At 71.6% G+C, this 21,985-nt stretch carries 17 protein-coding genes and 1 tRNA gene; 8 read left to right on the top strand and 10 right to left on the bottom strand.

Features of this window, described 5'->3' with window-relative positions:
- Positions 1-78: 78 nt before the first annotated feature.
- Positions 79-165: transfer RNA gene (locus VAB18032_RS28370), tRNA-Ser, on the bottom strand.
- Between the two features lie 75 nt (positions 166-240).
- On the opposite strand from VAB18032_RS28370, the gene deoD reads away from it, so the two are divergent.
- The 3 genes from deoD (at position 241) to VAB18032_RS28385 (ending at position 2,291) form a co-directional block, all read left to right on the top strand.
- On the top strand, positions 241-948 hold the full coding sequence (deoD, locus tag VAB18032_RS28375; protein WP_013736384.1) for a purine-nucleoside phosphorylase: 708 nt from the start codon (positions 241-243) through the stop codon (positions 946-948).
- A gap of 252 nt (positions 949-1,200) precedes the next feature.
- Complete coding sequence (locus VAB18032_RS28380) at positions 1,201-1,836, top strand: TetR/AcrR family transcriptional regulator (RefSeq protein WP_013736385.1); 636 nt, start codon at positions 1,201-1,203, stop codon at positions 1,834-1,836.
- Positions 1,836-2,291: an acyl-CoA thioesterase gene (locus VAB18032_RS28385; protein ID WP_013736386.1), complete on the top strand. Its 456-nt coding sequence runs from the start codon at positions 1,836-1,838 to the stop codon at positions 2,289-2,291. Before VAB18032_RS28380 ends, VAB18032_RS28385 begins: the two co-directional genes overlap by 1 nt.
- Positions 2,292-2,316: 25 nt before the next feature.
- Here the strand turns inward: VAB18032_RS28385 and VAB18032_RS28390 are convergent, their stop codons facing one another.
- The 4 genes from VAB18032_RS28390 to VAB18032_RS28400 all read right to left on the bottom strand — a co-directional run bounded on the left by VAB18032_RS28390 (position 2,317) and on the right by VAB18032_RS28400 (position 4,259).
- On the bottom strand, positions 2,317-2,760 hold the full coding sequence (locus VAB18032_RS28390; RefSeq protein ID WP_081476320.1) for a nucleoside deaminase: 444 nt from the start codon (positions 2,758-2,760) through the stop codon (positions 2,317-2,319).
- 241 nt (positions 2,761-3,001) lie between these two features.
- Positions 3,002-3,529 carry a tRNA adenosine deaminase-associated protein gene (locus tag VAB18032_RS28395; RefSeq protein ID WP_013736388.1) on the bottom strand — a complete coding sequence of 176 codons (528 nt, stop codon included), beginning with the start codon at positions 3,527-3,529 and terminating at the stop codon, positions 3,002-3,004.
- 133 nt (positions 3,530-3,662) lie between these two features.
- On the bottom strand, positions 3,663-3,830 hold the full coding sequence (locus tag VAB18032_RS32435) for a hypothetical protein (protein WP_013736389.1): 168 nt from the start codon (positions 3,828-3,830) through the stop codon (positions 3,663-3,665).
- 87 nt (positions 3,831-3,917) lie between these two features.
- Positions 3,918-4,259, bottom strand: a complete 342-nt coding sequence (locus VAB18032_RS28400) for a hypothetical protein (RefSeq protein WP_013736390.1) — start codon at positions 4,257-4,259, stop codon at positions 3,918-3,920.
- A gap of 175 nt (positions 4,260-4,434) precedes the next feature.
- Between VAB18032_RS28400 and VAB18032_RS28405 the strand changes: the two genes are divergently transcribed.
- The 3 genes from VAB18032_RS28405 to VAB18032_RS28415 all read left to right on the top strand — a co-directional run bounded on the left by VAB18032_RS28405 (position 4,435) and on the right by VAB18032_RS28415 (position 9,442).
- Positions 4,435-5,142 (top strand): M23 family metallopeptidase, encoded by a 708-nt coding sequence (locus VAB18032_RS28405; RefSeq protein ID WP_415878024.1) that lies wholly within the window; start codon positions 4,435-4,437, stop codon positions 5,140-5,142.
- Positions 5,143-5,319: 177 nt separating this feature from the next.
- The gene (locus VAB18032_RS28410) at positions 5,320-8,238 is read left to right on the top strand and encodes a glycosyl hydrolase (protein ID WP_013736392.1); all 2,919 of its coding nucleotides are present in this window, start codon (positions 5,320-5,322) and stop codon (positions 8,236-8,238) included.
- Between the two features lie 142 nt (positions 8,239-8,380).
- A complete protein-coding gene (locus VAB18032_RS28415; RefSeq protein ID WP_013736393.1) occupies positions 8,381-9,442 on the top strand; it encodes a PHP domain-containing protein in 1,062 nt (353 codons plus the stop codon).
- 69 nt (positions 9,443-9,511) lie between these two features.
- Here VAB18032_RS28415 and VAB18032_RS28420 read toward each other — a convergent pair whose 3' ends face one another.
- Positions 9,512-10,516: a DMT family transporter gene (locus VAB18032_RS28420; protein ID WP_415878010.1), complete on the bottom strand. Its 1,005-nt coding sequence runs from the start codon at positions 10,514-10,516 to the stop codon at positions 9,512-9,514.
- Positions 10,517-10,684: 168 nt separating this feature from the next.
- Here VAB18032_RS28420 and VAB18032_RS28425 point away from each other — a divergent pair, with 168 nt between their 5' ends.
- Positions 10,685-12,355, top strand: coding sequence for a DUF885 domain-containing protein (locus VAB18032_RS28425; protein WP_013736395.1), 1,671 nt, complete (start codon positions 10,685-10,687; stop codon positions 12,353-12,355).
- Between the two features lie 66 nt (positions 12,356-12,421).
- On the opposite strand, the gene pgfA is transcribed toward VAB18032_RS28425, so the two are convergent.
- The 4 genes from pgfA to VAB18032_RS28445 form a co-directional block, all read right to left on the bottom strand.
- Positions 12,422-13,564: a cell envelope lipid trafficking protein PgfA gene (pgfA, locus tag VAB18032_RS28430; protein ID WP_013736396.1), complete on the bottom strand. Its 1,143-nt coding sequence runs from the start codon at positions 13,562-13,564 to the stop codon at positions 12,422-12,424.
- A 68-nt stretch (positions 13,565-13,632) separates the two neighbouring features.
- Positions 13,633-14,454, bottom strand: coding sequence for a class I SAM-dependent methyltransferase (locus VAB18032_RS28435; RefSeq protein ID WP_013736397.1), 822 nt, complete (start codon positions 14,452-14,454; stop codon positions 13,633-13,635).
- Entirely contained in the window at positions 14,451-18,881 is a 4,431-nt protein-coding gene (locus tag VAB18032_RS28440; protein WP_043725988.1) for an alpha-(1->3)-arabinofuranosyltransferase, read from the bottom strand. Before VAB18032_RS28440 ends, VAB18032_RS28435 begins: the two co-directional genes overlap by 4 nt.
- Positions 18,878-20,545 carry a substrate-binding domain-containing protein gene (locus tag VAB18032_RS28445; protein ID WP_013736399.1) on the bottom strand — a complete coding sequence of 556 codons (1,668 nt, stop codon included), beginning with the start codon at positions 20,543-20,545 and terminating at the stop codon, positions 18,878-18,880. Before VAB18032_RS28445 ends, VAB18032_RS28440 begins: the two co-directional genes overlap by 4 nt.
- A 258-nt stretch (positions 20,546-20,803) precedes the next feature.
- On the opposite strand from VAB18032_RS28445, the gene VAB18032_RS28450 reads away from it, so the two are divergent.
- Positions 20,804-21,961, top strand: coding sequence for a glycosyltransferase family 4 protein (locus tag VAB18032_RS28450; protein WP_013736400.1), 1,158 nt, complete (start codon positions 20,804-20,806; stop codon positions 21,959-21,961).
- Positions 21,962-21,985: the final 24 nt, after the last annotated feature.

Raw genomic sequence — 21,985 nt, forward strand, 5'->3', positions numbered from 1 at the left:
TGAGACCACAACTGACACCACAAGCGGAACGCCCGGTCGATCCCTGCGGATCGACCGGGCGTTCTCGCTGTTCACGAGCGGTGGCGGCGGGATTTGAACCCGCGGAGGGCGTAAACCCTCACACGCTTTCGAGGCGTGCTCCTTAGGCCACTCGGACACGCCACCGCCGAAGAGGCTACAGGACTCCCGGTTCGGACGCCGAACCGGTCCCCGGCCGGCCGGCCTGGCAGGATCACTGGCATGAGTACGCACATCGGCGCGAAGCCGGGCGAGATCGCCGAGCGGGTCCTGATGCCGGGTGACCCCCTGCGGGCCAAGTGGATCGCGGAGACCTACCTCGAAGGGGCGAACTGCTACTCGACGGTCCGGGGGATGCTGGGCTTCACCGGCCGCTGGAACGGCGTCGAGGTCTCCGTGCAGGGGTCGGGGATGGGCATGCCGTCCGCCTCGATCTACGCACACGAGCTGGTCAACGAGTACGGCGTGAAGTCGCTGATCCGGGTCGGCTCGTGTGGCGCATTGTCCGAGGACCTTCAGCTGCGGGACGTGATCGCGGCGATCGGGTCGTCGACCGACTCGAACATGAACCGGGTGCGTTTCGACGGGCTGATCGACTACGCCCCGGTGGCCGACTTCGGGCTGCTGCGTACCTCGGTGGAGGTGGCCGAGCGGCGCGGCATCGCGATGCGGGTCGGGCCGATCCTGGCGGCGGACGCCTTCTACACCGACCGGCCGGATCTCTACGACCGGCTGGCCGACTACGGGGTGCTGGCGGTGGAGATGGAGTCCGCCGCGCTCTACACGATCGCGGCCCGGTTCAAGGCACGCTCGTTGACTCTGCTGACCGTGAGCGACCACATCAAGACCGGTGAGAAGACCACCTCCCAGGAGCGGGAGCAGACCTTCAGCCAGATGGTCGAGATCGCCCTGGACACCATCGTCGCCTGACTCGCGGCACCCGTCGGCGTCCCGTCACCGCTCGTCGGTGGCGGGACGCTTCGTGTGCGGTCTTCGCCGCCCGCGCCGAACACCGCACCGCCGTAGCCCCAGCGCTGATCCACTCCATATCGCCGTAATGGCGGTATCCGCAGCGCCGCGTCACCACCATTACGCCGAAACGGCGGAGCACCACAGCCGGGTGACGGCGGTCACGACAAAAATAAGTACGACCGGTCGGTCGTATTGTGTAGGGTCAGCGGTATGACCGTTGACGGCCGGCTGGCCCGGGGTGAGCGCACCCGCACCGCAGTGCTGGATGCCGCCGTCAGCCTGGCCAGCGAGAACGGCCTCGACGGGCTGTCACTCGGGCATCTCGCCGACTCCCTCGGGGTGAGCAAGTCCGGCATCTTCGCGCACTGGCGTTCCAAGCAGGCGCTCCAGCTCGCCACCATCGACCGGGCCGTGGCCCAGTGGCAGGAGCTGATCATCACCCCGGCCCTGCGCGCCCCCCGGGGCGTACGCCGGATCTGGGCGCTGCACGAGGCCCGGATCGATTTCTACGCCACCCGGGTGCTGCCCGGGGGGTGCTTTTTCGGCACCGCCGAGTTCGAGTTCAACGCCCGGCCCGGTGCGGTCCACGATCGCCTCGCCACGGTCCTCGCCGACTGGACCGCGTTCCTGGAGCGGCTCGTCCGCGAGGCGGTCGAGCTCGGTGAGCTGCCCGCCGAGGTGGATGTGGCGCTGCTTGCGTACGAGATCGATTCGTTCGGGATCGCCGCCGCGTTGCGCTCCCGACTCTTCGACCCGGAGAGCACCTACCGGCATGCCCGCCGGAGCGTGCTGGACCGGCTCCGGGGCCTGTGCCCCGATCCCACCCTGCTACCGGAAGGCACCTGATGAGCAACGCCGTCGCCGACCCCACTGCCGTCGAGTACGGCCACGTCGAGCACGCCATGGTGCACTTCGACGACCTCGACGCCATGGGCATCCTGCACAACGCGCGGTACGCGCTGCTGCTGGAGCGGGCGCTCACCGCGTACTGGTCCGCCAACGGGGTCGCCTTGCAGAACGGGCAGGCCACCACCCCCGACGTGTTCCACGCGGTCCGCGAGTTCGCGATCACCTACCGTGCCCCGATCACCGGCACCGGCCCGGTCGGGGTGCACTTCTGGCTGGAGCACCTGGGCACCAGCAGCGCCGTCTACGCCTTCCGCTTCCACTCGCTCGACGGCACGACGGTGTACGCCGAGGGACGACGGGCCGTCGTCCGGCTCGACCCGGCCACTCTGCGCCCGGCACCCTGGACGGACACCGCCCGAGGCATCGCCAGCGCCCTGCTGCGCCCCGCCTGACGAGAGCACCAGCGACGGCAGGGCTTCAGCGGAAGAAGGCGCGCATGACGGTGCCGGTCTCGGTGGCCAGGACTCCGCCGTACACCTCGGGGCGGTGGTTGAGGCGGCGGTCGCGCAGCACGTCCCAGAGCGAGCCGGCGGCACCTGTCTTCGGTTCCCACGCGCCGAAGACCACGGTGGACACCCGGGACAGCACCAGCGCGCCCGCGCACATGGTGCACGGTTCCAGGGTGACCACCAGGATGCAGCCGTCCAACCGCCAGCGGCCCAGCCGTTCGGCGCCCCGCCGCAGCGCAAGCACCTCGGCGTGCGCGGTCGGATCGCCGGTCAGCTCCCGCTCGTTGCGGCCGATCGCCAGTTCGTCACCGTCCGGGCCGTAGAGCACCGCACCCACCGGCACGTCGTCGGCCTGCCCGGACGGGTCGGCAACCGCCGGACCGGTGACCGCGACCTCCAGGGCGCGGCGCATCCAGAGTTCGTGACGCTGCCGCCGGCCGATGCCGCCCGGATCGGCGAGGCCCTCGTGCGCGCCCGGCCCCACCCGGCCGACCGCACCGGGAGTGGGTTGCCCGGCCCGGACCGTCTCCAACGCCGGATCGGTCGCGTCCGCCGGCTCCCCACCGCCCACCGGCGCGCCAGCAGATCCGGCGCTACCCAGCGGCAGCCCACCGGCAGATCCGACACCACCCGGCGGTGCTCCGCCGGCTGGATCAGACCTCACGCAGTTCCTCGACGTCATCGACGCAGCCCAGCACCTGGCAGACCTCGGCGGTGACGTCGGCCGGCATCAGTCCTTCGTGCGCGCAGAGGGCGAGCAACTGCTGCGCGGAGATGCCCAGGTCGGTCAGGATGTCCGCCTCACCGACCGGGTCGGCTTCCGGGTCGACGGCCGGTTGCTCGTTGTCGTCGCCACTGGTCGTGGCGGGAGGCGTCTCCTCGGCGTCGTCGAGCCCGGCGATCGACGTCTTGAGGTCACCGACCAGCAGGGCACCCAGCCGGGACTCCTCCGCGAAGGCCGAGTCCGAGCCGAAGACCCGCAGGTCCTCACCCTCGTCGAGGCGCAGGATGACCAGGTAGGTGTCGTCCGCCTCGACGAACAACAGCGACAGGTCGGCATCCGGTCCGACGTCGCGCAGCCGCTCGGCGACATCGTCGACGTCGGCGACACCCCGCAGACTCAGCTCGGCGGCTGTCCAGCCGCCCTTCTCGCGTACCACGGCCGCAGCGAAGTACGACACGGTCCCCCCAAGTAGCCCTTGGCACAGCTCACGCCAGCCGTTACGCGTGCACGTTAGCCGGTCGGATCGGTAGGCGACCGGTCAACGCCCCGAAGCGCCGGCCGGTCATTCCTGGGGAAGTATCTGGTTCCGCTCAGCCGGCGAGCCGCCGACGGGTGGCGATCAGCTCGCGCAGTCGTTCGGTGCGCGCCCGCTGTGGCCGTTCTCGTTCGCGTATCGCGCGGGCGTCCGCCAACTGCGCGAGCAGCTGAAGGCGGCGACGGCTGCGATCCGGGTCGAGCCGCGGAGTGGTCCAGGCCATACCGGGAGAGTGCCGAGTCCTGGCGGCACAGTCAAGATGGGTTTCAGTGCCTGCACGACGACGCAACGCACTCAATGCCGGTAGGAATCACCAGAGCGGCCAGTCGCCGCTGGTCCACCACCGGACGGCGACCGCGGCAGCGGCGATGCTCCACCCTCCGGCGGTCACGATGGCGATGCCGGTGGCCACCCCCCGGTCGCCGTACCGGACCAGCACGAGGGACACCAGCCAGGCCAGCGCTCCGGCGATCAGGGTCCACCAGGCGTACCCGGTGAAGGTGCCGCCGAGCAGCCCGAAGATGACCAACCAGGCGGTCGTGCCGGTGGCGCCGGCGGCGATGGCCGCTCCGCTGACCGGGTGCGGCTCACGGTAGGTGGGACGCGGCGGGCGCCCGCTGGGGAAGAGACCCGACGGGCTGTACGGCATCATCGCTGGCCACTCCTCCCACGCCTGGCCGGTACTGCTCACCGTACCGGGGAGGACCGCCGCTGGGCGGGCGAGCGCACGCGGCCGGGCCGGACGGGACGGGTTCTGTCAGGATGGCCGGGTGGTTGCGCTGACCGGACGACGACACCTGCCGTACGCGGCGCTGCTGCTGGTGCCGGTGCTCGCCGCCGGCTGCGCGACCGGTCCCGGACCCACCTGGTCCGCACCGACCAGCAGCCCGACAAGCGCAACGACCGGGACCAGCCCGACGGCACCGGCCAGCACCACCCCGACCGCCGCCGGCAGCCCGGGGCCGGAGAGCGCCGATCAACCGGCGCCGACCGCCACCCCGGGTGCCGACCGGCTGCCGCACGTCTTTCCGGTACGCGCCCGCAACGTCGACTACCACCCGACCCACTCCGGGTACCCGGGCACGGACATCTTCGCCGACTGCGGCGAACCGTTCGTGGCGGTCACCGACGGTACGGTCGGCGAGGTCAGCCGCCGGGACCGGTACGACAAGCGGGGCCCACAGGGCCCGTACAACGGTGGCCTGTCGGTGTCGGTGCTCGGCGACGATGGCGTGCGCTACTACGGCTCGCACCTGACCGAGATCGCCGTGGGCATCGAGCCCGGCGTGCGGGTACGGGCCGGTCAGCAACTCGGCACCGTGGGCCGGACGGGCAACGCCAACAACGTCTGCCACTTGCACTTCGGCATCTCTCCGCCGTGCCTGGGTGAGGACGGCTGGTGGATCCGTCGGGGTGTGGTCTGGCCGGCGCCGTACCTCGACTCGTGGCGCAGGGGCGGCAACCGCGCACCGGCGGCCGAGGTAGCCCGATGGCACCGCCGGCACGGCTGTCCGGCGAAACCACCGGGGCGCTGAACGGGGCATCGCGTCCCGCGTCATTCGCACGTCATCACTCCGCAACATTGACGGAGGTCTCATTCGTGAACTACCGTCCGCCTAACACCTCAGAGAGCGCTCTCTGGCCTACCTAAACTCACAATGACGACAAAACGCGCCCACCGGTCGCGGCCGGACCGGCGCGATGGAGGAAAGATGAGACCTCCCGTCCCACACCGCACCCACCACCGGCTCCTGGCCGCCGGCGCCGCCGCGGCCCTCGTCCTCGGCGGGCTGGCCGTCATCGCCACCTCCGCCGCACAGGCCGCGCCGGTCGGTGCCGGCAGCTACACCACCACCCCCGTCGGCCCGCTCCCCAGCGGCTGCGGAAACCTCACCACCAACCCCCGGCAGTACGTCACCGCCGCCGCACCCGCCGGGCCGGTACCGACAAACGACTGGTGGTCCTCGCTGCTGTGGAAGCGCTTCAACTGCGCCTTCAGCGAGCCACTGCACGCCCACCCGGTCGCCTACCAGCCGGTCACCGACGGCCTCGGCTTCTCCGCCACCTCCACGGCCACCATCACCGGCACCGCCACCGGGGTCGGCGAGTTCAAGTACCCCTACGTCGAGGACATCCGGGTCGGCTTGGCCGGGCTGGGCGCCCCGAACGTTCTGGTGGACGACTGGACGGACTGGACGGTCACCCCGTACTGGAGTGACGGGTCACGCACCCTGCGGGCCACCATCGGACACGGCCTGCCGTTCACGTACTTCCGCAGCACCGGCGGCGACGCGGTGATCAACGCAACCGGCGGCAGCCCCACGATCTGGTCCAACAGCGGTGCCACCATCGGCTTCACCGTCCGCGGCCACGACTACGTCGCGTACGCGCCGAGCGGCGCGACCTGGACCGTCAGCGGCGCACGGATCAGCTCCAACCTCGCCGGCCGCGGCTACTTCTCCGTCGCCCTGCTGCCGGCCACCGCCGACGGCACCACCCGCGCCCAACTCGCCACCACCTACGGCCGGTACGCGCACGCGCACGTCACCGGCACCCGGGTCGCCTACAGCTACCAGCAGTCGAGCAGCCAGGTGGAGACCCGATACACCTTCACCACCACGCCCCGCGAGGGCACCGAGACGCGTACGGTGGTCAGCCTCTATCCGCACCAGTGGAAGGCGCTGACCGGGGCCACCCCGATCAGCCAGACCTACCCGTCGGCCCGGGGCCGGATGAAGGTGCTCACCGGGGTCGCCGAGTTCCGCACCTCGATGCGCTTCCACGGCGTACTTCCCGAGGTGCCCGCCGTCGCCACGGGGGCCGGCACCGACCTGACCACGCTGCGCCAACACCTGGCGGCGACCCGCGCCAACCCGATGGACCAGCGCGGCGGAGACACCTACTGGACGGGCAAGGGGCTGGGCCGGGCGGCCCGGATCGCCGAGATCGCCGACCAGGTCGGCGACACCGAGACCCGTACGGCCGCGTTGAACGCCATCCGCGCCACGCTCACCGACTGGCTCACCGCCTCGCCCGGCGAGACCGAGCGGCTGTTCTACTACGACCAGCGCTGGGGCACGCTGATCGGCTACCCCGCCTCGTACGGCTCCGACCAGGAGCTCAACGACCACCACTTCCACTACGGCTACTACATCGCCGCCGCCGCGACGCTTGCCAAGTTCGACCCCGCCTGGGCCCGCCAGGACCAGTACGGCGGCATGATCGACCTGCTGATCCGGGACGCCAACAACTACGACCGCACCGACAGCCGCTTCCCGTACCTGCGTGACTTCGACATCTACGCCGGGCACGACTGGGCGGCCGGGCACGGCGCGTTCGCCAGCGGCAACAACCAGGAGTCCTCGTCGGAGGGGATGAACTTCGCCAACGCCCTGATCCAGTGGGGACAGGCCACCGGCAACACCGCCGTACGCGACGCCGGCATCTTCATCTACACCACGCAGGCCGCCGCCATCCACGAGTACTGGTTCGACGTCACCGGTGAGAACTTCCCCGCCGCGTTCGGCCACAACAACGTCGGCATGGTCTGGGGGGACGGCGGGGCGTACGCCACCTGGTTCAGCGCCGAGCCGGAGATGATCCAGGGCATCAACCTGCTGCCGATCACCGGCGGGCACCTCTACCTGGGCTACCACCCCGACTACAACGCACAGAAGTACGCCGAACTGGTCCGCAACAACGGCGGCGAGCCGACCATCTGGCAGGACATGCACTGGCAGTTCCTGGCCCTCGGCGACGCCGACGCCGCCCTGGCCAAGCTGCGCGCCAACCCCGGCTACACCCCGGAGGAGGGCGAGAGCCGGGCGCACACCTTCCACTGGGTGCGCAACCTGGCCGCGCTGGGCCGGGTGGACACCGAGATCACCGCCAACCACCCGTTGGCCGCCGTCTTCAACCGCAACGGTGCCCGGACGTACGTGGCCAGCAACATCTCCAACACCCAGCTGACCGTACGGTTCTCCGACGGGACGCAACTGTCGGTGGCACCGGGACGGACCGCCACCAGCGGCGCGCACACCTGGAGCGGCGGCAGCGGCGGTGGCGGCACGCCCCCACCGACCACCACCCCGACGCCCACTCCCACGCCGACCCCGACGCCCACGCCCACCCCGACGCCCACCCCGACCCCGACCGGGCCGGTCAGTTCGCCGGTGCGGTACCTGCTGTCGGGCGGCGGTCTGGGCGCGGCGGGATCCGCCGGCAGCACCACCGTGACCAGCGCCGGCGGCGGCAACTACGACGGCACCCCACGTAACCCGGTGGTGTTCACCGCGACCGGGCTCAACCTCAACCACAACGGCGGGCAGACCGCGTTCGACCTGCTGCTCGACGCCGGCCAGGCGGTCGGCAACGGGGTACAGCTCCGCATCTCGTACGACCTGACCGGCAACGGGTCCTGGGAACGGATCGAGACCTACCGGTACTTCGCCACCGACCCGGTTCCCGGTTGGGAGCACTACACCCAGGCGGCCGGGCTGCACTCCAGCACCGGATCGCTGGGGAACCTTCGCAACGGCACCGTACGGGTGGAGGTCTGGTCCGCCATCGGCAACAATCCCAGCACGCTCGGGATCGGAAACCAGTCGGTGATCAGACTGCCGTACAGCTGATCACCGCCCACCCGGGTCGGGGCGTCCACGTCCGGTAGGACGCTCCGGTGCCGACTCGGGGCCCTCGTCCACTGCTTCGGCCCCCAACCCCGCGCCGCCGGTCGTCTCCCGACCGGCGGCGCGGGCGCGTAGTTTGCAGACCATGACCCGTGATCCCATCGCCGACCTGCGTCGGATCGCCTTCCTGCTGGAGCGGGCGAACGAGGCCACCTACCGGGTCCGGGCCTTCCGGTCCGCCGCGAGCGCCCTGGCCGCGCTGCCGGCGGCAGAGGTGGCGCAGCGTGCCCGGGCCGGCAAGCTCACCGAGTTGGCCGGCGTCGGTGACGTGACGGCCCGCTGCGTGGCCGAGTCGCTGGCCGGCGAGGAGCCGGTCTACCTGCGGCGACTGCTCGCCACCGAGGGCACCGACCTGGACGCCGAGGCGAGCCGGCTGCGTGCCGCGCTGCGCGGCGACTGCCACACCCACTCCGACTGGTCCGACGGCGGCTCGCCGATCGAGGAGATGGCGCTGGCCGCGGTCGAGCTGGGCCACGAATACCTGGTGCTGACCGACCACTCGCCCCGGCTCAAGGTGGCGCGCGGCCTGACCGCGGACCGGCTGCGCCGGCAACTCGACCACGTGGCACAGCTCAACGAGGCGCTGCCTGAGGGATTCCGGATCCTCACCGGCATCGAGGTGGACATCCTCGCCGACGGCTCCCTCGACCAGGAGGAGGAGTTGCTCGCCCGCCTGGACGTGGTGGTCGGCTCCGTGCACAGTGGCCTCAACGACGACCGGGCCAAGATGACCCGGCGGATGCTGACCGCCGTCGCCAACCCGCACCTGGACATCCTCGGGCACTGTACCGGCCGGATGGTGTCGTCCCGCCCGGCCGGAGTGACCGGTCCGGGCGACCGCGGACACCGCGCCCGGACCCGCCCCGAGAGCGACTTCGACGCCGACGCGGTCTTCGCCGCCTGCGTCGAAAACCGCACCGCCGTGGAGATCAACTCACGACCGGAGCGTCAGGACCCGCCCAAGCGGTTGATCCGCCGCGCACTGGAGGCCGGCTGCCTCTTCGCCATCGACACCGACGCGCACGCCCCCGGCCAGCTCGACTGGCAGCGCTTCGGCTGCGAACGGGCAGCCCGCTGCGGCGTCCCCGCCGACCGGGTCATCAACACCTGGACCGCCACCGACCTGACCGCCTGGACAACCCCCTGACCACCTGCCCTCGGCCTCAGTGCTTGATCCACTCCATATCGCCGTAATAGCGGTATCCGTGGTGCCGCGTCACCGCCATTCCGCCGAAACCGCAGAAGGCACCCCAGCCGGCGTCGTCCCGGCGCGCACTGGGTCGGAAGGTCGCGCGGTGCCCGCCCGGCGGCGGCCGATCAGTCCCTGCGACACGGCCACGCCGAGCAACACGATCAGCGCGCCGACCGGCTGGTGCCAGGTGAGCCGCTCGTCGAGCACGAGCGCACCGATCACGATGGCGAAGACCGGGATCAGGTAGGTCACCATGGCGGCCGTGGTGGCGCCCACGATCCGGATGTTGCGCAGGTTGATGACGAAGGCCAGTCCGGTACCGATCGCGCCCAGCACCAGCACGGAGGCGACCACGCTCGGCGACAGGCTGGTCGGTACCGGCGGCGCGCCGGCCACCAGCGGCGCCACGATGGCGAGCTGGGCCGTGGCGAGCACCAGCTGCGCAGTCGACAGCGACAGTCCGGACAGCTCGCTGCCCGCGACGAACTTCTTCTGGTACGGAATGGCGAGGCCGTAGCAGGCCGCCGCCGCGAAGCACATCAGCTGACCCACCAGGTGGGCACCGCCGACGCCCTGCCAGACGCCGAGCACCACCAGCACACCGGCGAAGCCGAGCGCCAACCCGACAGCCTTGCGGACGGTCAACCGCTCGGTACGGAACACCAGCACCGCCATCGGCAGCACCACCAGCGGGGTGGTGGCGTTCCAGATGCCCGCGAGCAACGACTCGATCCGCTGCTCGCCGTAGCCGAACAGGCTGAACGGCACCGCCACCCCGAAGGCGGCGATCACGCAGAGGTGGCCCCACACGCGCGGGTCCCGGGGCAGTCGGTCCCGCAGCAGAGCGAGCACCACCAACAGGGTCAACGCACCGGCGCCGACCCGGTAGAGGGTGAGGTGCAGGGGGTGCAGTTCGGCCACACCGACCTTGATGAACAGGAAGCTGGAGCCCCAGATGGCGGCGAGTGCGACGAATCCGGGCAGCCAGCTCCGCAAGGCCAGCTTGTCAGGGGTGAGATCCATGGTCACCCCTGACACTCTGCCCCTGGGGAACGACATTGTCCTGCGGATTTCCGCCGCCGTGTCGCGCACCACAGGAACCGGGCACCCCACTGCCGCCGGCGGGTCGCCACGCCGGTGCGGAAGGGCCGGAAAGACGGCAACCTCTGTCCGGCCGTCTCGCGTAGGGTCGCGTGCGTGGGACGAATCGACGACATCGCCAACCGCTACGTCGCCGAGTGGGCCGCGCTGAGCCCGACCGGCGCCACCTACGTCGGCATTTCCGGTTATGACGACCAACTGGACGACCTGTCGCCGGACGGGTACGCCGCCCAGGCCGACCTGACCCGCCGCACCCTGGCCGACCTCGACGCCACCGAGCCGGACACGGAGGCCGAGCGCATCGCCCGGGAGGCGATGCAGGAGCGGCTGGGTCTCGACCTCGCCCGCTACGACACCGGGGAGACGACCAGCGAGGTCAGCGTCATCACCAGCGGGTTGCACCACAGTCGAATGATCTTCGATCTGATGCCGACCGAGGGTGCCGAGGCGCAGGCCAACATCGCCGCCCGGTTGAGCCTCTTCGCCGGTGCGATGGAGGGCTACAAGACCACGCTGCGCGAGGCGGCCGCGAAGGGCCACGTCAGCTCGCAGGCTCAGCTGCTCAAGGTGGCCGAGCAGTGCGACGCCTGGGTCGACCCGCAGGGCGACAACGTCTTCCACGGGCTGGTCGAGCGGTTGGGTGCCGAGGGCGCCCTCGACGCCGACCTGCGTCGGGGGGCGGCGGCAGCCACCGCGGCGATCGCCGAGTTCGGGCAGTTCCTGCGCACCGAGCTGGCTCCGCACGGGCGGCAGAAGCAGGCTGCCGGGCGGGAGCGGTACGAGCTGGCCTCGCAGTACTTCCTCGGTGCCCGGATCGACCTCGACGAGACGTACGCCTGGGGGTTCGCCGAGTTGGCCCGCCTGGAGGCCGACATGCGTACGGTGGCCGGGCAGATCCTCACCCCCGGTGCCACCATCGACGAGGCGGTGGCCGCGCTGGACGCCGATCCGACCCGCACCATCCAGGGCAAGGAAGCGTTCCGGGACTGGATGCAGCAGCTCGCCGACCAGGCGATCAGCGAGCTGCACGGCACCCACTTCGACATCCCCGAGCAGGTACGCCGGATCGAGTGCATGATCGCGCCGACCAGCGACGGTTCCGTCTACTACACCGGCCCCAGCGAGGACTTCGCCCGGCCGGGGCGGATGTGGTGGGCGGTACCGCAGGGGATCACGGACTTCTCCACCTGGCGTGAGGTGACCACCGTCTACCACGAGGGCGTCCCCGGCCACCACCTTCAGATCGGGCAGACCGCCGTCCGCGCCGAGATGCTCAACCGCTGGCAGCGGCTGCTCTGCTGGGTCTCCGGGCACGGCGAGGGCTGGGCGTTGTACGCCGAACGGCTGATGGACGAGCTGGGCTACCTGGAGGATCCGGGTGACAAGCTGGGCATGTTGGACGGCCAGGCGTTCCGGGCGGCGCGGGTGATCGTCGACATCGGCATGCACCTGGAGTTGGAGATCCCGAAGGACAATCCGTTCGACTTCCACCCGGGGGAACGCTGGACGCCCGAGCTGGGCTGGGAGTTCCTGCGGGAGCACTGCCGGGTGCCGGACGAGATGCTGCGGTTCGAGTTGAACCGCTACCTGGGCTGGCCGGGGCAGGCACCGTCGTACAAGGTGGGCGAGCGGATCTGGTTGCAGGCCCGCGACGACGCGAAGACCCGCAAGGGCGCCGACTTCGACCTGCGTGAGTTCCACCGGCAGGCGCTCGACCTGGGTGCGCTCGGGCTCGACCCGCTGCGTCGGGCGCTGGCCCGTCTCTGAGTCCGCACACGCTGAAGGGGTGGACCCGCGTGGGTCCACCCCTTCAACGTCGACGTGTTCAGCGGGTCAGCGCTTCTCCGCCTCGCCCTGCGTTCCGCGCTGGAGCGGCACGGTGGGTTCCTCGGAGCGCCAGTTGGTCGACGCCGGCGGGATCTCGTCGGTAAGCGGACCGGCCGCGCGGTCGTCGTCACGTACCGCCGGCTGGTCCACGCGGGTCGGCGCCGGGTCCGCCCCGGCCCGGTGGGTGCCCACGGCCGCCGGGGCGGGCCGACGGGAGAACAGCAGCGCGGCGACGATCAGCGCCAGGCCCAGCACGACCAGGGCGAGCGGCGCCCACACACCCAGGATCGCCAGCTGACCCCGGCTCGACTTGGCCCGGTCGGCGGAGGCCGTCACGGTCTCGTCGTTGTACACGAAGTCCGCGTCCAGCAGCGTCACCGGTGCGCCCGTGTTGGGCGTCAGCACCTTCTTCTGCTGCTCCCGCACCTTGATGTAGGAGCCGGTCACCGGGTCGACCCAGACCGTACGGGTGTTGCTGTAGACGATGTCGCCGGCGGTCGCACCCGGGACGAGCGCGCCGAGCAGCAGGGCGATCCGCTCGGCGGGCAGCGGCAGCTTCTCGTCGGTGATGACCTGCTCGTACCGGTACGTCTCCAGGCCCTCGATCTCCTCGGTGCCCTTGAACTCGGCCATCCGGGTCTGCCGCAGGTCCCGGTCGAAGACCTCGTAGTTGCTCTGCTCCGCGTTGAACGGGAACTTGTAGACCTGCCCGGCGAACGAGACCTTCTCCGGGGTGCCGCTGTCGTCGAGGAACTGGTCGTTCCACTCCACGGCCGCTCCGGAGACCCGGTCCAGGGCCAGTTCCGCGCCGTACGCGCTGACCAGTTCCTTGGTGTCGGTCCGGTCGACGGTCTGGCCGACCCGCCACACCACGGTGTCGCCGGCGAGGTCACCGCTGAGCGCTGCGGTCTTGTCGCGTTCCGGAGTGACCAGGATGGTGGACTTCAGGTCAGCCTGGTCGATGTCGACCGCGCCGTTGGTGATCTGGAGAAAAGTCGCGCCCTTGGCCTCGGCGACCGAGGTCGAGGGATCCAGGTCGTAGGGCAGTTTGGTCATCGCCGGCTTGACGACGAACACCAGTCCGGCGGCCAACGCCAGGAGCAGGACGCCCCCGCCGAACAGCACGGCACCCACGGCGCGGTGCTTCATGTTTCCTCCCTAGAGGAGCGAATTTCGTCGGTGTCAATCAGTGGGATGGCCGCGAGGTTACTACCTAGTCACATAGCGACGCGACCCCCGGTCAGCTCTGATTTCTGCACCGTGTCGGGCTGATGCTCCGCGCGACGGCGCAACACCAGGACGAAATTCCAGGCCACCACTTCCCGCAGCCAGGGAACCCGGATCACCCAGCGGGCCCACCACGGGTGGTACCGGGGCAGCGCATCGACCATATCGATTTGGTCATTGCTCCGCGCCCAGCGCAGCGTGTCGGCGATCGACACCGGGAAGAGCGTCTCCCGGAACCGGTTCTTCGGCGGCCGTCCGGTGCGGCGTTCGTACCGGCGGCGGGCCCGGTCGCCGCCGAGATAGTGCCAGGGCGCGGTCTCGTGCCCACCCCAGGGCGAGAACCACGGGGTGTACGACACGAAGATCAGCCCGCCGGGTCGGGTGACCCGTACCATCTCGTCGAGCATCCGGGGTGGCTCGGCGACGTGTTCCACCACGTTGGACGAGAACGCGATGTCCACGCTGCCGGTGCGTACCGGCAGCGCCGTGCCGCTGCCCCGCAGCATGCCCGCCACGGACTCCCCGGCTGCGGAGAAGTCACCCACGTCCGGGTCGAGCCCGACGTAGTGGGATCCGGCCGCGCGGAAGGCGGCGGCGAAGTACCCCGGCCCACCGCCCACGTCCAGCACGGTCCGGCCGGTCAACTCCGTGTAGCCGTGCAGCTGAGTTACCGAGTCGGCGGCCAGCAGGCCGTAGAAGTGGTCCGGGTCGGTCTGCTCGACCAGGAATGCCCGGAACAGGGTCACCGACCGGCGCAGGGTGGCGAAGCGACGCCGTGCCGCCCGCCGCGCCCGGTCGTCCGCTGTCGTCACCGCGTCACCGTCCCGTCCTCGGTCCCGCCCTCGGCCGCCCGTGGCGGCTGTCCGGATGTGCCCGGCGTCACATCATGCGCGACGGGCGGCTCGGTCCGTACGCCGGGTGTGGGCATGACCGCCGCGACCACCGCGCCGACCGCGACCAGCATCGCCGCCTGCACCCAGGAGCCGTAGGCCCAGCTCTGCCCGTGCCCCTGCACCCGTCCGGTCACCGCGATCACGGTGGCCACCGTGAGGCCGCCGAGCACCACCACCGGCAGGGCCCGCACGGCCAGTTGCCGCAACACCATCGCGGCCAGCACGATCGCCACCGGCAGCACCCCGCCCAGCGCGGCGAGCAGCACCACCAGCAACCCACCGATCAGCCAGGCCGGCACCTCCGCCGGGATAGCTGCGGCCCCGCCACCATCCACGGACGCGCCACGCCCGGTGCCCAGCGACGCACCACGCCCGGCGTCGACCGACGCGACACGCACGGTGTCCAGCCGGCGGCGCGCCGGCCACGTGGCCAGCAGCAGCACCCCGACGACCGTCAACGCGCCGGCCAGCAGGGCACCTCGATAGGCGCGGTCCGGCGCGAAGATCAACCTGACCTCGCCGCCGACACCGGCCGGTAGCACCCACGCCTGCTGCCAACCGTCCACCCGGGTCGGGGTCAGCGGCGTACCGCCAAGCGTGGCCGTCCAGCCCGGGTTGGCGTTCTCCGGCACCACCAGCAGCGCCGACTCCCCGCCGTCGACCCGGACCGTCCGGTCCGTCGGTGCCCAGTCCAGCACTGTCACGGCCCGATGCCGAGGCTTGTCGACAGCGTCGACAGCACGCGCGGCGGCACCGTCCACCGCAGGTGAGGTCGCACCATCCACCCCGGGTGCGGTCGCACCGTCCGCCGCACCGGAAGTCGCGTCCGCCACCGGTCGCAGGCTCGCGTCCTGCACGAGGAAGCCCTTCGAGGGCGAGGTTCCCAGCCGGTGCCCGCCGGCCGGCAGATCCAGCACGGCACCGCCCGGCCCGCAGACCCGCAGCGGCACCGGCCGGCCGGCCAGCACGTCGCCGAGTCGGGCGTCGACCGACGTGTCGTAGCGGTGGCCGTCCAGCTCGACGGTCGGTCCGTCGCCGCACCGCTCGACGACCCGGGTCTCGGCGTCGACCGGCTCCAGCAGCTTCGCCAGAGCGGGGATCTCCACCTCGGCAATGCCTGCGGTCGCGGGCCAGCCGTTGCCCCGCTGGTCGGCGATCCGCAGTTCGGTCGAGCGCACCACGATCTCGATCCGGTTGGTGCGTACCGCCGGGAAGCGCACCGTCCCGTCGGCGCCCACCGGTACGACCACCTCGCGGCCGGGTGTGCGGATCTCGACCTCGTCGGGCAGCGAGCCGACCGGCAGTTGCGCGGCCCGCAACCGCAGCTGGTCGATCCGACGCGGGCCCGACCAGCTCAGCCGCAGGGTGGGCCGCAGGTCGCCGGTGTCGGCGAGCCAGGCCGTGCCGGGATCACCGTCGATCGCCGCGTACGCCGTCACGGCCGGGTCTCCGGCCAGCCGGGACGAGGCGCTCGCCGTCACCTTCAGGCCGGAGAGCTTGAGATCGCCGCCCGGGCGGGCCACCGCCCGCAACGCCATCCGGTACGTGTCGGCGGCCGGGTTGCGGAAGATCCGGTCCAGCCCCAGCGGCTCTTCACCGACCCGGGCCAGGAACCGGTCGCAACGGATCACCGTGTCGGCCGCCCGCACCGGCGACCCGACCGGGACGATCCGGTCGGCTTCCGACGCCTGGGCGAGGTGGCACGCCGGACGGTCGGCCGGGCCCCGGCTGAACACCCAGCTCACCGGCCCGGCCGGATCCTGCGGCAGGTCGGTGGGGGCGCGCAGCGCGCGACGCGGCTCGGTGTCGGCGATGGTCAACTCGCGGATACCAACGGCACCGTCGAGCCGTCCGTCGGCCACCGCCAGCACGGTCACCCGTACCCGGCTGGTCGGTCCGGGCAGCGTGTAGTACGTGTGGCCGCCCAGCGTCGGGGCCACCTCGTGATCCACCGAACCACGGTCGGTGGTCAGCCGGAACCGGGTCACCGGCCAGCCCACAGCCAGGTCGGTGACGAACGACAGTCGCACGTTCTCCACCTGGCGAGGAGTGTCCAGGTCGACTTCGAGCCACTGCCCGACCGGCCCGCTCAACGGTGCCGAGTGCCAGGCGGTGTGCGGGTCGCCGTCGACGGCCGCGAACGGCAGGCGGGACGGGTCGGCCGGGCCGAGCGTGTCCACGAAACTCACCGCCGAGGACGCCGACACCTCGCGTACGCCCTGGTAGGTCGCGGTGGTCTGATGCTGCTCGCCGGGGAAGGGCAGCAGGTCGAGGGCGACCCGGCCCTGCCGTCCCGACTCGTTCGCGGTCAACGTCTGGGAGAGGTTGTCCCGCACCCGGCCGATGTCGCGTTCCCGGCGGCGCAGCCCGTCGGTGACGATCCACGACTCGCCTGTCGCCTCGGGTGTCCCGTCCCGGTCGCCGGCGAGCACCACCGGCCGGTCCCGTTCCACCACGCCCTGTTCCAGCAGGGCCAGCAGGGATTCCGGGCCGCCGCTGACCGTCGGTACGTCGGCGGTGAGCACCGCCGAGGCAGCCGGGACCGGCGCGTCGACCTGGTACACCTCGATCGCCGGCAGGGTGTCGAACCCCTCGTCGACCGGGCTGCCGATGGTCCGGGTCAGGGCGTCGGTGCTGCCGAAGGTGGCGACGCGGGTGATGCCGGGCGACTCGGCCAGCGCCCGGCGCAGCACCGCCACCGGTGGGGCGTCCACCTGGATCCGGTCGATGTCGTTGCGCAGCAGCAGATGCCGGAATCCGGAGCGGGCGAGCAGGTCGGCCAGCCCGGTGGAGCCACGACCGGTGGCCAGCACCTCCTCGACAGTGTCCATCATCCGGGTGTTACCGGCCGAGCCGAGCGGAATCTGGTGCCGGACCGCCCACGGCGCCCCGGCCAGGGCCTGCAACGGCTCGTCGACCGTACGTCCCCACTCGTACTGCCCGAAGCCGGAACCGGGCACCATCAGCGTGCGGGCCAGCGCGTCCCGGTCGGCCAGCCAGGTCGCCGCCGACCGCCAGTGCGGCGGCAGGTCCGCCCAGCCGGGGCCGGGCCGCAGCAGCCCCAGCCAGGCCGGTGCGGCCGCACCCAGCACCAGCATCAGCACCGGTACGAAGACCAGCGGGCGCAGCCGCACACCGGGCCGGCGTCGGGCCAGCGCGTGGTGCATCCGGGTGGCCACCGCGTCGACGCCGTGCGCGAAGCCGAGCATCAGCGGCAGCCGCAGCACCGGGTCGAGCTTGTGCACGTTACGCAGCGGGGCGAGTGGGCCGTCGAGCAACTCCCGGACCACTTCGGAGAGCGGGCTGTCCACCGCGCCGACGTAGCCGATGGTGAGCAGGGTCAGCCCGGCGAGGAAGCCGGCCACCAGAAACCGCCGTTGCGGCAGCAGGTTGCCGGCCAGCCCGGCCAACCCGATCAGCGCGACCACCGCGGTGAGGGCCATCAGCACCGGGTGGTCGATCAGCAGCCAACCGGCCGGCCACCACGGCTCGCCCTGCACGATGTACGCGACCCACTGGTTCGTGCCGCGTACCGCCTGGAACAGCGAGGCCACCGCCGTGGTGGTGGTGGACGACTCGATGTAGTCGAGGAAGGGCAGGCTGTACTGGCCGAGCAGCAGCAGCGGCACGATCCACCACAGGCACACCCCGACCACGCAGACGCACCACCAGGCGACCAGCCGCCGGTGCTCGGCGTCCCAGCGCCGGGTCAGCAGCCAGACGCCGGGCAGCACCAACGCCATCAGCACCACCGCCGCGTTGATCCCGCCCATGCCGAGCACGGCCAGCGCGGAGAGCGCGGCGGCCCGGCGTGGCGAGCCGATCCGGCGTACGGTCACCAGCGGCAGCAACACCCAGGGCAGCATCGCGGCGGAGAGCGTCTCCGAGGAGAGCGCGCCGACCTCGGTGAGGATGCGCGGGGCCAGCGCGTAGCCGAGCGCCGCCGCGTACCGGGTCGGTTCGGTGCCGATGTTCATCGCCCGGGCCAGTCGCAGCAGCCCGTAGAACGCGGCGGCCAGCAGCAGCGCCGTCCAGAACCGCTGGGTGATCCACTGTGGGATGCCGAGCAGTTGACCGGCGGCGAAGAACGGCCCCATCGGGAACAGGTAGCCGTACGCCTGGTTCTGCAACTCCCCGGAGGTGGCCTCCGGGTTCCACAGGTGCAGCGCGCGGGCCATGAAGTGGATCGGGTTGGCGGCCAGGTCGAGCTTGGTGTCGAAGGTGACCTGACCGGGCCGCTGCGCGAAGGCGATCGCGGTGAGCAGCAGCAGCGACAGCACCGTGCCGGGTGAGCGGCGTACGCGTGCCGACAACCGGCTCAGGGGCGATGCCAGCAGGCGGCTCATCGGCGGCACTCCGGTGGCAGGCAGCTCAGGTCCGCCAGGGCGGAGAAGAAGATGCGGCGCATCCCGCTGGGCTGTGCGGTGACGAAGACCCGGCCGCCGGTGACCTTCGCGATCGCCTCCAACTCCTCCGGGTCGATCGCACCGCCCAGCCCGATGAAGATGATCGGCAGTGGTCGGCGTGGTTCCTGCAACCGCTTCAGTTCGGCGAGCAGGGCGGCCCGGCCGATACTGTCGTCGTCCTCGTTGCGGCCGTCGGTCATCACCAGCACCAGGTTGATCCGCCCGGGAGTCCAGTTCCGCCGCGCGTCGCGGTACGCGGCAAGCGTGCTGTCGTACAGCCCGGTGCCGCCCTGCGGCTCGACCCGGACGGCCGCCAGCGCCTCGGCCAGCCGGTCACGTTGAGCGCCCAGCGGAGCCACCGGCAGGATCTCCTGATGGTCGCGTTCGCCGTCGAGGTTGGTGGCGAAGGCCCAGACACCGAGTTCGCTGTTGTCCAGCAGCAGCGCCGCGCCCTCCTCTGCGGCCCGTACCGTGGCGTCGAGCCGGGTTCCCCCACCGGGCACCTGCGCGGCCATCGAACCCGAGACGTCCAGCAGGGTGAGGATCCGGGCACTGCGCTGCACGCCGCTCCAACCGGTCAGCACATCGGTGACGGTCTCCTCGGCGGGTAGTGGCACCGGCCGGCGTTCGTCCGCCCGCAGCCGGTCGTCGCTCGGCATGGCCGGCGGGAAACCCGACGCGGTCCGGAAGCCGTGGCCGACGAAGATGTCCCGGCTGGTGGCGGTGAGCAGTTCGGTGAGGAGCCTCGCGGCGGCGTCGCGGGCCCGCCCCTGCGCGGCGGGCAGCACCACGTACGGCAGATCGAGCCAGGGAACGGCGATCTCCGGGTACGCGGCGACCAACTTGCCGGACGTGGTCAACGCGTTGTGTTCGAGCACCGCCTGCTCGCTCGCGGCGACCACGTCGACGCGGCCCGGCAGGTCACGGCCGGGCGTCAGCGAGCTGGCCTGCTCGCCCGGGCTGAAGGTGCGGGTGGCCAGGCGACGCAGGGTCGCCGCCACGGTTGCCGCCGAGTCCTTGTTGTCGTCGGCCAGCACCCGTACGCCGATCAGGGCACCGGCCCCGGCCGGGTCGGCCGCCGGGTCGGGCAGCCCGACCTGGACCGGCCGCGCCTTGGTGCCCACCAGGGATTTCCAGGTCAGCGGCTTGGCCGGCCAGCCGGAGCGGCGGGCGACCCGTTCGGTCACCGCCAGCACCACCGGGGTGCTCGCCACCGAGGTGCCCGCGCCCGGAACCTCGAAGGCACCTGCGGCCCGGGCCCGCCGCAGCCAGAACGTGGACTCCGGCAGCCAGGCGTCGGCCACGTCAGCGCCCTCGGCGAGTTCCCGGGCCACCGCCGCCGACGGTCGGGCCTGCACCTCGACCGAGACGCACGGCTGGTTGCCGGCGTTGGCCCGCGCCACCCGGTCCAGAGCCGGCGCGATGACCGGGGCGGCAGCCACCCGCAGCCGCACCTGTTCGACACAGGTCGGCGTGCCACGGTCGGCACGCACGTAGGCCACCGCCGCCCAGCCGGCCAGCAGCACCACCAGGGCGGCACTGAGCAGCACCACCGGCGACCGGTGGGACAGGGCGCGCGTGGGCGCGCGACGGTCGGCCTCCACCGCCGCCTCACCTCCTCGTCACCCCTGCGGACGACACGCCATCGCAGGTCACCGGCGTCGCGACGGGTTCGCCGTGCCGGGCAGGCGAGCATCGCACGCTGCTGCGCTGCACACCCTGCCAAGGTTTGTGCGGCTCGGCAAACCCCTGATCGACGAACCGACATCCGACCCACGCTGCCGGATCTGCCCATTGCGCACCCGGGTCGGACCGCCCTAGGGTGGCGCGATCGTGCTCACTTACTCGTCGGTAGGAGCAGCGTGGACAACTCCGACACCCCCTCCCGCCACGTCCTGTTCCTCAACTGGCGCGACACCACCAACCCCGAGGGCGGCGGCTCCGAGGTCTACATCGAACGCATCGCCGCCGAACTCGTCACAGCAGGTAACCGGGTGACTCTGCTCTGCGCCGCACACGAGAACGCGGGCCCGGCCGAGACCACCGAAACCGGCGTACGGGTGCTGCGTCACGGCTCGCGGATGACTGTCTACCTGCGCGCGGCGCTCACCTGCCTGGCCGGTCGCTTCGGGTTCGGCCCGCTGAGTCGGCGTGGCCTGGGCCGGCCGGACCTGGTCGTGGACGTCTGCAACGGGGTGCCGTTCTTCGCCCCGCTCTACGTCGGCCGACCGGTCATCGCGCTGGTGCACCACGTGCATCGGGAGCAGTGGCCTGTGGTGTTCGGCCCGTGGATGTCCCGGCTGGGCTGGTGGATCGAATCGTGGCTGGCGGTACGGCTCTACCGGCGCTGCCGGTACGTCACCGTCTCCGAGGCCAGCCGGACGGAGTTGACCACGCTGGGCGTGGACGCCGAGCGGATCGACGTGGTGCCGAACGGCACCCCCACCGTGACCGGCCCGTCCCTGCCGCGTACGCCCCATCCGTCGCTGCTGGTGCTCGGCCGGCTGGTGCCGCACAAGCGGGTGGAGATCGCCCTGCGGACGGTCGCCGAACTCGCCGACGAACTGCCGGAACTGGAGCTGGTGGTGGCCGGGCAGGGCTGGTGGGAGGAGCCGCTACGCGAGTTGTCCGAGACGCTCGGCATCACCGACCGGGTGCGGTTCACCGGCTTCGTCAGCGAGGAGGAGAAGCACGCCCTGCTCTGCTCGGCCTGGCTCGCCCTCACCCCGTCGCTCAAGGAAGGCTGGGGACTGACCATCGTGGAGGCCGCCGCGTGCAGCACCCCGACCGTGGCGTTCCGCTACGCCGGAGGGGTCGCCGAGGCGATGGTCGACACGGAGACCGGCCTGCTCGTCGACGACGAACAGGAGTTCACCGCCGTCGTCCGCGAACTGCTCGCCGACGACGTACGCCGCAAGGCGATGGGTGAGGCTGCCCTGACCCACGCGGCCCAGTTCACCTGGACCGCGACCGGTGCCCGCTTCGCCCAGCTCGTGGCGCAGGCCACCGCCCGCGGCTGATCGGACACGACGACAAGGCGCCCG

This window comes from Micromonospora maris AB-18-032 (genome assembly GCF_000204155.1).
Classification (GTDB): Bacteria; Actinomycetota; Actinomycetes; order Mycobacteriales; family Micromonosporaceae; genus Micromonospora; species Micromonospora gifhornensis.

What these genes read in the sequence shown, in the direction of transcription:
- deoD (WP_013736384.1), top strand. Translation starts at nt 241, where the DNA reads ATGAGTACGCACATCGGCGCGAAGCCGGGCGAGATCGCCGAGCGGGTC.
- VAB18032_RS28380 (WP_013736385.1), top strand. Translation starts at nt 1,201, where the DNA reads ATGACCGTTGACGGCCGGCTGGCCCGGGGTGAGCGCACCCGCACCGCA.
- VAB18032_RS28385 (WP_013736386.1), top strand. Translation starts at nt 1,836, where the DNA reads ATGAGCAACGCCGTCGCCGACCCCACTGCCGTCGAGTACGGCCACGTC.
- VAB18032_RS28390 (WP_081476320.1), bottom strand. Translation starts at nt 2,760, where the DNA reads ATGCGCCGCGCCCTGGAGGTCGCGGTCACCGGTCCGGCGGTTGCCGAC.
- VAB18032_RS32435 (WP_013736389.1), bottom strand. Translation starts at nt 3,830, where the DNA reads ATGGCCTGGACCACTCCGCGGCTCGACCCGGATCGCAGCCGTCGCCGC.
- VAB18032_RS28400 (WP_013736390.1), bottom strand. Translation starts at nt 4,259, where the DNA reads ATGATGCCGTACAGCCCGTCGGGTCTCTTCCCCAGCGGGCGCCCGCCG.
- VAB18032_RS28410 (WP_013736392.1), top strand. Translation starts at nt 5,320, where the DNA reads ATGAGACCTCCCGTCCCACACCGCACCCACCACCGGCTCCTGGCCGCC.
- VAB18032_RS28415 (WP_013736393.1), top strand. Translation starts at nt 8,381, where the DNA reads ATGACCCGTGATCCCATCGCCGACCTGCGTCGGATCGCCTTCCTGCTG.
- pgfA (WP_013736396.1), bottom strand. Translation starts at nt 13,564, where the DNA reads ATGAAGCACCGCGCCGTGGGTGCCGTGCTGTTCGGCGGGGGCGTCCTG.
- VAB18032_RS28440 (WP_043725988.1), bottom strand. Translation starts at nt 18,881, where the DNA reads ATGAGCCGCCTGCTGGCATCGCCCCTGAGCCGGTTGTCGGCACGCGTA.